Consider the following 12651-nt stretch of genomic DNA (forward strand, 5'->3'; position numbering starts at 1 on the left):
ACATTGAGGCCCAATGATCTCGAACTGGCTCGCGGCGACACTCGGCCGCCGCAATATCCACTACGGCTGGGTGATGGTCGGCGTGACCTTCCTCACCGCGCTGATCAGCGCCGGCACGGTCGGCGCGCCCGGCGTGTTCATCGTCCCGCTTCAGCAGGAGTTCGGCTGGAGCACGGCGCAGATTTCCTCCGCGCTGTCGATCCGCTTCATCCTGTTCGGGCTGATGGCGCCGTTCGCGGCCGCCCTGCTCAACCGCTACGGCCTGCGCAACGTCACGCTGGCCGCCCAGCTCATCGTCGTTTCCGCGCTTGTGGCTTCGCTCGGCATGACGCAAGTCTGGCAGCTCGTGTTGCTGTGGGGCGTCGTGATCGGCATCGGCACCGGCATGACCGCGCTGGTGCTGGGCGCCACCATAGCGACGCGCTGGTTCGCCGCGCGGCGCGGCCTCGTCGTCGGCATCATGACCGCGAGCGTCGCCACCGGCCAGCTCGTATTCCTGCCGCTGCTCGCAAGCCTGACCGAACGTTACGGCTGGCGGCTCGCGCTCGGCTTCGTCTGCATCGCGCTCGGCGTCTCCGCCGTGGCGGTTCTCCTTGCGATGCGCGACCGGCCGAGCGATGTGGGCCTGCGCCCATTCGGCGACGAAGGCACCGAGCCCCTGCCGGCCCCTCCGGTCAGCCATGGTTCGATCACCGGCGTGGCACTCGGCACGCTGCGCGACGCCTCGAAGTCGCGCGCGTTCTGGATCCTGTTTGCGACCTTCTTCGTCTGCGGCGCGTCGACCAACGGCCTCGTCCAGGTGCACCTGATCCCGATGTGCCTCGATTTCGGGATTCCGCAGGTGCAGGCCGCAGGCCTGCTCGCCGCGATGGGCATCTTCGATTTCTTCGGCACGATCATGTCGGGCTGGCTGTCGGACCGCTACGACAACCGCTACCTCCTGTTCTGGTACTACGGCCTGCGCGGGCTCTCGCTGATCTTCCTGCCGTTCAGCGACTTCTCGTTCTACGGGCTGTCGATCTTCGCGATGTTCTACGGCCTCGACTGGATCGCCACGGTGCCGCCGACCGTGCGGCTCACCGCGCAGAAGTTCGGGCCCGAGCGCGCCAATCTGGTGTTCGGCTGGATCTTTGCCGGCCATCAGCTCGGCGCAGGCACTGCGGCGTTCGGTGCCGGCTTCTCGCGGACGGTCTATGAGAGCTACCTGCCCGCGTTCTTCATCGCCGGCGCGCTCTGCGTGTTCGCCTCGCTGATCGTTCTGGCGCTGTCGCGGCAACCGAAGGCCGAGCCGAAGCCGGCGATGGCCTAGTACCTGATCGTGGTGGTGACGCCGAACACTGCGGCGTCACCGATCCGCGAAACGCCGGTCGGATCGTTCGGATTGGGGATGCCGCCGGAGGGCCGGAACACGTATTGGAAGTAAGGCGCGATCAGCCAGCCCGGCTTGATATGCGCCTCGTAGATCATCTCGATCAGCGTCTCGTTGCTGCGCACCGGACTCTGGATGCCGGTGAAAGCCTGCGTATCAATGTCAAGATTGCGCGCGGTGTTCGAAATCCGCATATAGGCCATCGCCACGCCGAAGCGATCGAGCGGACGGCCTGGCGTGAAGCCCACGAAACCGATGCCGCCGTCCACATAAAGGTCGATCAGATTGCGGTCCGGCGGGCTGTAGGCAATGCGGCCGAACGCGGTGACGCCCGGAAGCGAGGCTGACGTGGTGTTGTCCTTCACCTCCGGCGGGCGATAGAGCACCTGCTCGATGACAGCGAAGATTCCGTAATTGCCGCGAAGTCTTGCAGGCACACCGCTTCCGCCGGGATCGGCGATCGAGAGCCCCTCGGCCGTAAAACGCTGGCTGTCGAACGAGCCGTAATGCTTCCAGGCGCCCGGCGTGAAATTGCCGGCGAGCGGCCGGCCGCCGATATCGATGTCGTAGTTGAAGCGGACCTGCCCGATCACCCACGGCGGATCGTTGACCCGGAACGCCAGGCCATGATGGTCGCGCAGCTGCGGATCCTGATCGCCCGGACCCGACGGATCGCCGTTGAACACCGCACCGAACGCGGTGATGTTGTCCGTCAGCGCCGCCTTGATGCGGATACCGGGCACAGCGATCGGCGGTGCCGGGCCGCCGGCCGGAAGGTTGCTCGCCTTGATCGCGGGCCAGCCGAAGGTGCCGTTGATGAAGAGGTCGTCGGTCTGGCTGTCGAAGAACTCGACGTCGGCGGCCTGCTGGCCGGCCCTGATGTTCAGGCGGTCGCCAAAGAAGCTCTGCTCGAAATAGGCGTTGTAGAGCCGCTGGTCCGGCAATGCCTCGATCTCGCTGATGGTGGCGAGGTTCATCACGTAGTTGCGGCTCAGCCCCTGGCCGTAGATCACGAACGCATTGGCGTAGAAGCGGCCGCCGGCCCAGCCGACGAGCTTGTCGAGATCGGCATCGACCGAGAGATCGAGGCGCCCGAAATGGATGGCGCCGCGCTTCACGCCGCCGGAGACGTTGGCGATGTTGGCGGCGATATAGGTGGCGCCGAAGTTCAGGCCCTTGTTGGCAAGCCCGTCATGCCATTCGTTGAACCATTTCGGCGCCAGCCATTCGGCCGCGCTTTCGTCCTTGGCGCCGGCGAGCGCGCCGGTGCTCGCCACCGTCGAGGCCAGCACGATCGCGGCCGCATTTCGCAGCGGAAATCTGTGGGACGTCCCGATCACGGCTGATACCGGCTGCGTACGCTACCTGAAGATACCCGTGCGCCGCATGAACAGATAGGCCGCGCCGACCGACGAGGCCATCAGGAGCGCCGCCCAGAGAAATCCGCTCTCGACGTCGGTGAGCGGCAGGCCCTTGGTGTTCATGCCGAAGATGCCGGTGATCAGGGTCGGCGGCAGCAGCAGCGAGGTCACGATGGAGAGCGTGTGGAGGTGGTGGTTGCTCTCCTCCTCGTTCTTGAAGCGCAGCTCCTCCTCGAGCAGGCGGCTGCGTTCGCGGAGCTCGACGATGTCGTGATCGAGCCCGTCCAGCCGCTGCGCCAGCTTGCCGGCGTGAATGCGCAAGGCCGGCGCGAGATGATCGGTGTTCTTCTGATCGAGGCGGTGGAACAGCACGCGCAGGCCGGTGAGCTGGCGATGCAACCTGACGCAGGTCCGGCGCAGCCGGCCGAGATTGCGGCGCATCTCCGGCTTGGCGTCGTCGGCCAAAATCCGTTCCTCGATGTCGTCGATCTCCTGGCCGAGCTTGTCCGCCATCCGGTCCAGCGTATCGGCGACCTCGTCGACGATCTTTTCCAGGAGATGGGCGACGTTGTCGACGCGGTAGCCGCCTTCGAGCACGCGGCGCGTCGCATCGGCCGAGCACAGCGCCTGATGCCGGCCGCTGACGAGAAGATGCTCGGTCATGGCGAAACGCAGGAACGCGGTCTCCTCCGTCGCGCTGTCGATGTCGCGCACGAGATCGGAGAAGACGCCGTAGACGCAATGGTCGATGACGTGAAGCTGCTGGAAAGTGTCGTTGGACAGCAGGAGGTCACGCGCGAGCGGCGGCAGCTGTGACGCCGCGATCCAGGGCCGTGCGCGCGTATCGGTCAGGTTGAAATGCAGCCAGAGCCGGCCGTCATGGCTGAACTCGATCGGCTGGTCGATCGGCAGCGCCTCGGCACTGCCGTCGCCGTGCAGCCGGAACGCCCAGACCAGGCCGGGAATGACGGGCACGGTGTCCGATATCGTGCTGACAAGCTTCGCCGGCTCAGCCATGGCCAACCCCAACCGTCAACAAATGCCCCGCTTCCGGAAGATGGCTGACGGCATCTTCCGGACTTCTCGCGGGTACTCAATTACGGCTTTGTTACAGTTTGATGATGGTGCCGCCCTACTCTGCAGCGAGCCCCGTCGCGGCCATCGCCTCGGCCTCCTTGACGTAGTCGTGCACGACGCGGCCGAACGGCAGCGTGAGATCGGCGATGTAGTGGTGCGCGCCCAGGCAGCGGCGGACCGGGAAATCCGCGACCGGCGCGTTGACATGCGGCACCAGATGCAGCCGGCCGGGCCCCATCCAGGAGCCCTTCGGCACGATGTCGATGAGGTTGATCGCGACGAGTTGGCAAACTTCGAGACGGCCGTCGACGCCCGGGATCATCTTCAGATTGATCTGCGTCTTCGACAGCGTCGCACGGGTGCGATCGCCGTTGCCGGCCATGCTCTCGTGCTTGTAGCCCATCGTGCCCATGGCGACGAGCTGACCGGCATATTCCAGCGTGCCAGTCAGCGTGTCCTTGACGATCTCGAGTTTCGGATGGGCATATTTCTTGGGAAAGCCCCAGATCTCGCGGCCCGCCGCGATCGGCGGATCATCATCCAGATACATCTGCGAGACGAAATTGACCTCCTCGCCGTTGAGGCGCGCGGGGATGACGAGGCCGGATTCGGTGTAGCTGCCGAAGCCGGAGGAGTCCGGCATCTTGATCCATTCGTAGTGCACGATCGGCTGGTCGATCGGCTCCAGCGGCTCAGGCAGGCCGGCGCGGATCAGCTCCGGATCGGTCTCGTAGGTGATGACGAGGAATTCGCGGTTGACGAAGCGATAGGGCCCGGCCGGATAGCTCGGCCCCGCCGCCGGCATGGACGGAAGTCTCAGCACGTCTTCCCTGCGCATCCTGATCTCCTGTGTGTGGTGCCCGCCCGGCGGCGTCAGGCCTGGACCGCAAATTGCTAGCCGCCGTCATTGACTGCGATGTGAAGGATTTCCGTCAGGCGCACGACCTCCCGCCATTTCCGCTGCGGTCGGCCTGCATGCAGACGACGCATCGGCGCTGAAATTGTCATCACGCCGTCACTGCCGGACGCAATCGTTTGGTCCACGCTAGGAGGCACCCATGGACGCCCGCACGTCGCAACCGGCTCATCAGACGCATCAGCCTCCCGCACGGGGCTGGCGCCCCGAACGCTGCGACCGCGTCGCGCTGGTGCTGCAAGGTGGCGGCGCGCTCGGCGCCTACCAGGCCGGCGTCTACCAGGCGCTGCACGAAGCCGGCATCGAGCCCGACTGGGTCTGCGGTGTCTCGATCGGTGCAATCAACTCCGCCATCATCGCCGGCAACAAGCCGGAGAAGCGGCTGGAGGCGCTGCGCATCTTCTGGGAGCGCATCACCAATCGCAAGATCTGGCATTACACGCCCGACGGCGACATCTTCCGCCAGTGGCGCAATCTCACCAGTGCGTGGATGACGTCGGCGATGGGCCAGCCCGGCTTCTTCACCCCGCACCAGGTCAATCCCTGGTTCAGCCCGGTCGGCGCGCGCACCGCCACCAGCTATTACGACACGATGCCGCTGAAGGAGAGCCTGCTGGAGCTCGTCGACTTCGACCTCATCAACGAGAAGAAGGTCCGTTTCGCGGTCGGCGCGGTCAACGTGCTCTCGGGCAACTTCATCTATTTCGACAACTCCCATGACGAGATCGAGCCGGAGCACATCATGGCCTCCGGCGCCCTGCCCCCGGCGCTGCCGATGGTGCGGATCGGCACCGATCATTTCTGGGACGGCGGCATCGTCTCCAACACGCCGCTCCAGCATCTGCTCGACCAGGAGGATGCGCTCAACTCGCTGGTGTTCCAGGTCGACCTGTTCAGCGCACGGGGCGTGCTGCCGCGCTCGATCCAGGACGTGATGGCCCGCCACAAGGACATCATGTATTCCTCGCGCACGCGCCACAACACCGACGTCTACCGCCGCACGCACAACCTCAAGGTTCTGCTCTACAAGGCCCTGGCGAAAGTCCCGGACGAGCAACTCTCCGACGAGGATCGTAGCCTCAAGGCAAGCCTGCGCAACATGCCGGAGATCGCGATCCTGCACCTGATCTATCAGCAGAAGGCCTATGAGGGCGACGCCAAGGACCACGAATTCTCGGGCACCTCGATGCGCGAGCACTGGACAAGCGGCTACGAGGACACCAAGCGCACCCTGAAGCGCCGCGACTGGATCAAGATGCCCGAGGAAGGCATGGGCCTCGTGGTGCACGACGTGCACCGGGAGACGGAGAGCGCGTAACGGGCGCTCTTCAGACGGACCGCTCCAAACAAAAACTGCGAAAACAACCCCATGCACAGTAGCCGGCGCGTGGCGGATCAATGACTTACGTTTTACCGAAGTCAACTTGACTCGTCGGGCAAAACAGGAGCATGATGGCATCATTGCAAAATCGCACGATGCATCCGCTCCAGGCCGATCGCGCCACATGGTCAGACGGCGCCGCATCCCCTAAATTGCGCGCGGAATGACGTTGGGAGGCTGGCTTGCGCGCCGTCAGCGAAGCCGCTTACTTCTTCGACAGCGACAGATTATTCCCTCCGCAGGAGCCTTCGGGGCGAGCTTGCGGAGCGAAGCGGCGTGCTCCGCCCGATCTGCTCCAGCCGTTGCTTGAAACGCCAGAACGGTCGTCGCGGCAGGTTGCCGTTCGCGTCGGCCGGATTGTTATGAAGTTCTAACCGCAAGACGATCAAGCAAATCGCAGGAGACACCATGTCCAAAGGAAAAGTGCTCGTTGTCGGCTCCAATGCCACCCGTATCGAAATCCAGGGCGGCGGCACCGGACCGACCGGCCAATACCTCAATGAAACCGTCGTGCCGGCGATGGCCGTGATCGATGCCGGCTACGAGGTGGTGCTGGCGACGCCGAACGGCAAGCAACCGTACATCGATCCGGCCTCCGATCATGCGGCCCATTTCGGCGGCGACGAGAAGGCCTACCGGCGGGGACGCGACTTCTTCGACAAGGACCCGGCGATGACCAACGTCCATACGTTGCGCGCGATCGTGGACGGAGGACTGGATCAATATGCCGCCGTTTTTGTCCCCGGCGGGCAGGGCCCGGTCGTCGACCTCATGCAGGATCCCGAGCTCGGCAAGATTCTGCGATATTTCCACGAACGGAAGAAGATCACGGCGCTGCTCTGCCACGGACCGATCGCAACTCTGGCCACCCTGCCCGACGCCAAGGCCTATCGCGCCGCCCTGATCGCCGGCGACAAGGCCAAGGTCGCGGAGCTGGGCAAGGGCTGGCAATATGCGGGATACAAGATGACGGTGTTCACCGCCTCGGAAGAGATACCGATCGAGGAGCAGTTCCTGCACGGCAAGATCTACTTCACCATGCCGGACGCGCTGGGAGCTGCGGGTGCCGAGGTCAGCCGAAGCGCCGTCGACTTCGAGCCTTACGTCGTCGAGGACCGCGAGCTGATCACCGGCCAGAATCCGCGGTCCGACCATCCCATCGCGGCAAAGCTGATCGCAGCGCTCGACCGCGCCACTGTGGCGGCGTAAGCGTCTACTCCAATGTCATCCGGCCCTGTGCGCAATTGCGCACAGGGGCCGGGAGGAAATCGGGACGGAAGCGTGCCTCAGCGGCATCCGGCTTCTTTCGGACCGCGTTCCGTGAAACTAACAGGTCTTCTGCTGCAAGTGCTGCACGCAGGTGCAGGTCTTCGCCGCCGGATATTTCACGTCGTAATAGGGAAAACTCGACGTGGCGGGGGTGTTCGTCGAGCAGCGGGGGAACAGGTAATAGCTGTCGGACAGCTTCACCGTGCCGGCGATCGTGAAGCCGAGGTTGGGCGCGTAGTCGTAGGACACCTCGCTCAGAATGAGCGAGATGTTGGCATTGCTGGTGCCGCCCGGCGCGGTAAAGGACGACAAGGTCATCTGCTGACCGGCGGCCCTCGCACCCGACGTACTGGTCGACTTGCTCCATTGCACCGTCGCGTTGCCATTGCTGTCGGTCGAGACCTCGGAGACCGTGATCGTCATCAGCGAGGTGCTGCCGTTCTTGATGGGATAGGGAGCCATGATGGAGCTCGCCGCAGCGAGAATGCCGTCCATCTGGGTCGACGTGACGGCCGTGTTCTGCGAGATCATGTCGGCAACGCTGTGCGCAGTCGCGCTGACCTTGACGTTCATGGCGAGCCCGTTCCCGAGCTCGACGCCGCCGACATAGAGCACCAGCATGAACGGTGTCACGATGGCGAACTCCGTCGCTGCAACAGCGCGTACATCGGTCAACATCTGCCGAGCGCGAGACGACAGGGCGGAGATCATCAGGTAGCTCCTGGCTCGTTCTGGAACGCGGCGGACGACATGAGCAGCCGGTTGCCATTGCTAAGGTTCGAGAGATTGAAGCCGAGCGGCCCGAGCACGACCGGCCAGACATACATGACGCGGAGAACGACGATATCGCCGGAATCGCCCGGATTGTATTGCCAGCTGTTGGTCACATTGCCCGAGCCGTCGAAGGTCAGCGTGGGCGTCGCCGTGTTCGCGGAAGACCAGGACGTTGCGACCTGCATGTCGACCATCAGGCCGCTGCAATTGAACAGGATTACGATCTGATCGCAGACCTTCTGCTTGAAAACCGCCTGGTTCATCTGCGCCGACTGAACCTGCCCCGTCATGACGAGACGCGCCGACTGGCGCACCACGGTTTCAAGCATCTGCTGGGCAAAGAAAACCAGAAACGTCTGGATGAGCGCGATGATGAGGGCGAGAAACGGCGCGGCAACGAGCGCGAATTCGACGGCCGTGGCTCCGCGGCTATCGCCGGCGAAGGCGGCCCAGCGGTTGCGGCATCTTTTCGTTGTCGTGACCTGTCGGGTCATGGCGCCTTCCCTACTGCACGAGGCTGGCCGTGCTGGATGCAACCTTGATGAACAGGTTGGTCAGCGCCGCGGAAATGTCGCCACCTGTCTGCACGCTCGCATACAGACCGGGCGATGCGCACGATTGCAGCCGTGTCGCGATCGTGCCGGTCGACGAGGATGGATTGTTGAACTGCGAGATGCGGCTCGTGTACCAGCTGTCGCTCAGCTGCAGATACTCGGTGTAGAGGACCGCGATGCGAATGCCGCGGTTCTTGATCGTCGTGCAGACCGTCGTGTCGAGCGGTTGCTGGCACCGCAAGGTCGTCGAGTTGGCTGTCGGAAGCGCATAGGTGGCATTGGGGTCGCAGGAGCCCCCCGTCTTCGGGATGAGCTTGTCCTCGACGCCGTCGGTGACGAGGAAGACCACCTCCTGCGGCGTATCGCCCTGTTGGTTGGTGCCGGTGCCCGGCGCAGGCATCACGGTGTTGACGCCCGTGAGCCCGCCCGAGATGTCCGTGCCGTAGTCGGTGGTGTAGGTGCAGTTGCCCTTGCTATCGACAATGGGGCAGTTCTGGTGGTCGACCGTCAGGAGCTGAATGTTGTTGATCTTCGTGGCGGCGGTGTCCGGCGTGGTCAGCACCTGAATCGTGTTGAGGGCGTAGTCGAAGGTGTAGATGGCGGCCTTGTAGGTCGTGTTGTTGAGCGCCGACATGCACTGCATGACGCCGCCCGTCACACCCGCCTGCGGGCACGTCCAGGGTCCCTTCAGCAATTGCGTAACGGCGTTGGTCACGAGATCGATGCGCAGCGTGATGTTGTTTGCGCGTGCGACGGTGAGATTGTCCTTGTTCGTCGAGCTGGCAGTTGCGTTGTTGGGACGCGCCTCATGGCAGGCGAACGAGCAATTCTTCGCGTAGCTGGGCTGGTTCTTCGTGGCCGCGATCATGTTGGTGATGTCGGCCTGCGTCGCGGCAAGCGCCATCGACGGCGAGTCGTCCAGCAGCAGGTAGAAATTCATGTTGGGCGCACTCGACGCCTTCGCCGTTGAGGAGCCAGAGACGTCCCAGGTCTGCCTGCCGAGAACGCTGGGGAAATTATTGACGGACTGCGCGGTGTAGGAAACCGTGATGCTTCGTGCGAGGCCGGAATCCGTGACGGTGATGGTCGGCGTCGGCGTCGCCGTCAGACCGGGAAGATTCGCCTTCGCTGCAAAGACGGCTGCGGCGGTCGCCTGGACGACCGTCTTGTCGGTCTGGGTCAGCATCGCCGGCCGCACGGCTGCGATCGCGGCCGCGTCGGCGGCTGCGTTCAATTGCTCCCGCTTGCGGACGGCCTGCGTGTAATCGAGCGTCATGCCCAGGAGAAAGACGATCGGCACCATCGTGAGGGCGAAGATAACGGCGATGTTGGCCTTCCGGTCTCTTGCGAAACGGAGCACTACCCGGCGGAGCATGACCTTCATCCTGATTGCCGTCGTGGCGGCAGAGAGCAATTCCTAAAGTCTTTTGATCGGGGCAACCGGTGGGATTACCGCTGCCGGTCAGCCCGCCAATCGCAGGCTGGAATATGGATATGGCCTTCTTAATCAACACTTACGGGCAATCCACAAACAGGGAGTGCAACGGAGTGAGATGTTCCATATCGAGAAGACATCATTAACGTCGGTTAAACGCGATCGCAGAGATTGAGGGGTAAGCGGCCTCAGGTGCGGTCGATACGGCCTCAACGCCGGCGCTGGCGGGTGCGTCCGGTGGGCTGCGCAGCATCAGCGCGCAGCAGGCACGTCGGTCTGGTTAAGGACGGCTATGGCACAGAGGCCAAGGCATCATGCCGTCATTGGGCATCTGCGCCATCGTCGTCTTCAACTTGCAGAATGGTGTCGGATAGCAGAGCGGCGGCCTTTTGAAGCGGCGCTATGAACCGGTCCAGTTCGGCGAAGCTCACGCGGGCCACCGGTACAGAGACGCCGAGGCAAGCGATCAATTCCCGATCCGGTGACAGAATGGGGACGGCGCACCCCACCACCCCCTTGACGTACTCTTCGTTTGTCTTGGCCCAGCCGCGTTGTCGCGTCTCCTCGAGAACCTTCATCAGCGCGTGGACATCGACGATCGTCGTTTCGGTGAATTTGGTCAGGGGTAGCGCGCGGCACAGCTTCGCCCGGATCCGCTCGGGCAGTCTGCTCATATAGATCTTTCCGGTCGACGTGCAGTGTAACGGCGCCGCTTCCCCCGGATTGAACTGAAGACCTTGCGGCTCCGAAACGCGAACGCTGTCGACATAGGCAACGACGTTGTCGCGTACGACGCCGATCTCACACTGTTCGCCGATTTCTCCCGCGACCGCCCGAAGCACCGCATGCCGCCGCGCAGTACGAAACGCAGCGCCGATGACGGTGGCCGACAGTGTGACGAGCTGGTTGCCCACAACGTACCGCTTGGTACCCAACGCCTTCTGAAGCAGTCCGCGGTCTTCGAGGTTTCCGATCAACCTGTGTGCCGTTGGAAGCGGCAGCGAAAGAGCCTTTGCGATCTCCGCGGCCGAGACGGCTTTGCGCTGGTCGGCAACATGCCGAACGATCGCGAAAGCCCGATCCAACGGTCCTTCCTTCCCAATTCGCTTCGTCATTTCCCACCCGGCCAAAACTGGAAGTGAAATCAAGATCAACGCCGAGTATTATCATTTTTCGGAATAAAACCTATTGAAATTCGACATAATCGATTGTCGAAATCCTGAAAGCTCATATTCTTGGCGTCACCGGCGATTGACCAGAAATTGTGCAGTGCGGTCTCGCCGTTCCGAAAATCGCGCTCCGCCGCTTGGCCGGGAGCCAAGTTCTGCCGGCGCGCTCAACAGGAGATGTGCATGTCTCGTCATTACGACGTGGACGCCGTGAGGAAGGAATTCCCCGCCGTCGAACGGATGGTCTATCTGGATTCCGGGTTTCAAACGCCGCTCGCGCGTCCCGTGAAGGCCGCGATCGAGCTTTTCCTTCGCGAGGGCTTCGAGACAGCCGGTCCGAAGAGCATCTGGCTCGATCGGGTCGAGCAGACCCGTGCCAAGGTCGCCCGCTTTCTCGGCGTGACGGCGGATGAGATTGCCTTCACGAAAAACACGTCGGAAAGCATGAACATTGCGGCAAACGCACTGCCGCTACAGGCCGGCGACAACGTCCTGATGATCCACGGCGATCACCCGAACAACGCCTACGCGTTCCTCAATCTGCAACGGAAGGGCGTCGAGGTCCGCTTCATCCCGATGACGGAAATCGTCGACGCCGACAGCTTTGCTCCCTTCATTGACGAAAGGACGCGTGCGATCTCGATGTCGCATGTGACTTTTCACGCCGGTCACCGCTTTGACATCGAGAGCGTCGGCGCGATGTGCGTCAGGAACAAGCTCCACTTCGTGGTGGACGTGATGCAGGCCATCGGAGTCGTGCCTGTTAACGCCAAGGCGATCGGCGCAAGCTTCATCGGCTCCGGCAGCCACAAGGGATTACTGGTTCCGCAAGGGCTCGGGCTGCTCTATTGGGACAAGACGCTCAAGGAGCTCGAGCCGGCCTACCTGGCGGCTGCGAGCCTCGCCGAGATCCCGAGCGATCTCATCGCGCGTGCCGACGGGATGGCGCCCTCGCCGGCCGCCAGGCGCTTCGAGCTGGGCAACTTCAACCTGCCCGCAGTCCACGCCCTCGGTGCTTCGCTCGACATGATCGAGCAGATCGGGGTGCAGAACATCCAGAACCACTGCTTCGATCTCGGCGATCACCTGATTGCACGCCTGGACGAGCTGGACGTCCGCCTCGTTGGTCCGCGCGAGCGCAAGCATCGCGCGCCGCACATCTACGTCATCGCCCTGCCCGCGGCAGACTGGCTCGGCCATTTCGAGGAGAACGGCGTGCGCGTGTCGCCCGAACGAGATGGCATTCGCGTCTCGCTCGGCATGTTCAACACCGCCACCGACATCGATCGCCTGATCGACGTCATCCGCCGGCGAGGGCTCGGACGCCCGTCCGTCGCAGCTTGAGT

General features: G+C 63.4%; 11 protein-coding genes. 4 read left to right on the forward strand and 7 right to left on the reverse strand.

Translation table 11 applies throughout. The features are described from left to right. The first annotated feature begins 13 nt into the window (after positions 1–13). Positions 14–1309, forward strand: coding sequence for an MFS transporter (locus AC0L3X_RS01175; protein WP_063983822.1), 1296 nt, complete (start codon positions 14–16; stop codon positions 1307–1309). Here AC0L3X_RS01175 and AC0L3X_RS01180 read toward each other — a convergent pair. The 3 genes from AC0L3X_RS01180 to AC0L3X_RS01190 form a co-directional block, all read right to left on the reverse strand. Next, the gene (locus tag AC0L3X_RS01180) at positions 1306–2709 is read right to left on the reverse strand and encodes a carbohydrate porin (RefSeq protein ID WP_473316235.1); all 1404 of its coding nucleotides are present in this window, start codon (positions 2707–2709) and stop codon (positions 1306–1308) included. The two genes, AC0L3X_RS01175 and AC0L3X_RS01180, sit on opposite strands and share 4 nt — an antisense overlap. A gap of 21 nt (positions 2710–2730) precedes the next feature. Next, entirely contained in the window at positions 2731–3747 is a 1017-nt protein-coding gene (locus AC0L3X_RS01185; RefSeq protein ID WP_231144625.1) for a transporter, read from the reverse strand. Positions 3748–3862: 115 nt separating this feature from the next. Further along, entirely contained in the window at positions 3863–4645 is a 783-nt protein-coding gene (locus tag AC0L3X_RS01190) for an acetoacetate decarboxylase (RefSeq protein WP_063983825.1), read from the reverse strand. Between the two features lie 220 nt (positions 4646–4865). Between AC0L3X_RS01190 and AC0L3X_RS01195 the strand changes: the two genes are divergently transcribed. Together AC0L3X_RS01195 and AC0L3X_RS01200 are read left to right on the forward strand one after the other, a co-directional pair. Then, complete coding sequence (locus tag AC0L3X_RS01195) at positions 4866–6041, forward strand: patatin-like phospholipase family protein (protein ID WP_063983826.1); 1176 nt, start codon at positions 4866–4868, stop codon at positions 6039–6041. Between the two features lie 471 nt (positions 6042–6512). Then, positions 6513–7313 carry a type 1 glutamine amidotransferase domain-containing protein gene (locus AC0L3X_RS01200; RefSeq protein WP_063983827.1) on the forward strand — a complete coding sequence of 267 codons (801 nt, stop codon included), beginning with the start codon at positions 6513–6515 and terminating at the stop codon, positions 7311–7313. 117 nt (positions 7314–7430) lie between these two features. Here the strand turns inward: AC0L3X_RS01200 and AC0L3X_RS01205 are convergent, their stop codons facing one another. The 4 genes from AC0L3X_RS01205 to AC0L3X_RS01220 all read right to left on the reverse strand — a co-directional run bounded on the left by AC0L3X_RS01205 (position 7431) and on the right by AC0L3X_RS01220 (position 11251). Continuing rightward, positions 7431–8084 carry a TadE/TadG family type IV pilus assembly protein gene (locus AC0L3X_RS01205; protein WP_028157690.1) on the reverse strand — a complete coding sequence of 218 codons (654 nt, stop codon included), beginning with the start codon at positions 8082–8084 and terminating at the stop codon, positions 7431–7433. Then, on the reverse strand, positions 8084–8641 hold the full coding sequence (locus AC0L3X_RS01210; RefSeq protein ID WP_063983829.1) for a TadE/TadG family type IV pilus assembly protein: 558 nt from the start codon (positions 8639–8641) through the stop codon (positions 8084–8086). The genes AC0L3X_RS01205 and AC0L3X_RS01210 overlap by 1 nt, the downstream gene beginning before the upstream one ends. A gap of 10 nt (positions 8642–8651) precedes the next feature. Continuing rightward, positions 8652–10076, reverse strand: coding sequence for a TadE/TadG family type IV pilus assembly protein (locus AC0L3X_RS01215; protein ID WP_063986436.1), 1425 nt, complete (start codon positions 10074–10076; stop codon positions 8652–8654). A gap of 380 nt (positions 10077–10456) precedes the next feature. Further along, positions 10457–11251 (reverse strand): IclR family transcriptional regulator, encoded by a 795-nt coding sequence (locus AC0L3X_RS01220; protein WP_063983830.1) that lies wholly within the window; start codon positions 11249–11251, stop codon positions 10457–10459. 237 nt (positions 11252–11488) lie between these two features. On the opposite strand from AC0L3X_RS01220, the gene AC0L3X_RS01225 reads away from it, so the two are divergent. Next, entirely contained in the window at positions 11489–12649 is a 1161-nt protein-coding gene (locus tag AC0L3X_RS01225; protein ID WP_187387730.1) for an aminotransferase class V-fold PLP-dependent enzyme, read from the forward strand. Positions 12650–12651 lie beyond the last annotated feature (2 nt).

The organism is Bradyrhizobium sp. MI1.7 (assembly GCF_055811795.1).